Here is a 1,091-nt window from a genome sequence, read left to right as displayed (position 1 = left end):
TGGAAGCTTTCCCCTGCGCCTAAATGTTGGACTTTATCATTGTCAATATCGTATGACCAATGGCCCTTTGCGTTGATATTGAACCGACCACCTTCGGCGGTGGTGATGGTTTGTGCAATAAAACCGGCTTGGTCGTGATCGGGGTCAATCACGTGTAACGTGCCGCCACTGCTGAGCTGATTAGTGGTATTGCCAAAGGAAGTGTGATCTTCGTAAACATGATTATTGAGGCTGGAGTAGGGCGTTACTTCAATTTTTGCTTGGTTATCTTCACCGGTCACCTTCACCATAATGGTGAGCTTTTGACCATCATTGGTTTCGATTTCGTAGGGGAGCTCCATCGACTCGCCAGCATGTAGGCTACCAATGAGATCGTCCGCATGACGATTGGTAACAGCTTCTAATCTGAATTGATAAGTGCCATTAGGCCAAACATCAAGGTGACCAGGCTCAACCCCTTGGCCTAAATACTTCCCGCTAAAAACAAACTGAGTGTTATCACCACTATCAGGGTCAATTAGCTGAAGCTGGCCTCTATAGAATTTAAATTCACTATCCAGCGCTTGTGTTTCAGTGAGCTGAATGACATTAGAAACCAGTGTGGCTTTATCATCTGTCCCGGCAATCGTAAGCGTGGCGGTTTGTTGCGTACTTCCACCATGGCCATCTTCTACTTGATAAGTGATAGCGATTTGTTGCGACTGACCATTGGCCAAATGGTTAAATGCGGGATTGGTGGCATCAACAATTAATGTATGACCATCAGTATCTAAGGTAATGCCCGTTGGAAGTTGGCCCGACTGAGGTTGACCATCGATGGCATATTCAAGGTGACTGATAGTTAAAGCGTCGCCGTCTTTATCTGTGGCACCTAATAGCAGATTGAGGGGGTGATGATTATCGGCCCCCTCACTGACACTGTCGGTTAAAGGTGTCACATCAGGGTTGTCGTTAACCGCCGCTAAGTTGGTGGTTGCGCCGGTGTGGGTCACACCACCGTGTGCATCCTTAACGTCATAACTGAAGTGTACATCGCCGTTATAGTCTTTCTCTGGGGTAAACGTAAACGTACCATCGGCATTGTTTAGAAT

General features: G+C 46.9%; 1 protein-coding gene. It reads right to left on the bottom strand.

What is annotated here, in order from left to right; translation table 11 throughout:
* The coding region (locus AB4585_RS21725; protein WP_372170893.1) for a VCBS domain-containing protein at window positions 1–1,091 on the bottom strand (1,091 nt) is incomplete at both ends.

It is taken from the genome of Vibrio sp. 10N.222.49.C9, from assembly GCF_041474985.1.
Lineage (GTDB): Bacteria > Pseudomonadota > Gammaproteobacteria > Enterobacterales > Vibrionaceae > Vibrio > Vibrio crassostreae_C.
Note: the sequence above shows the minus strand (reverse complement) of the source record. Positions and strands in the feature narration are given on the sequence as shown.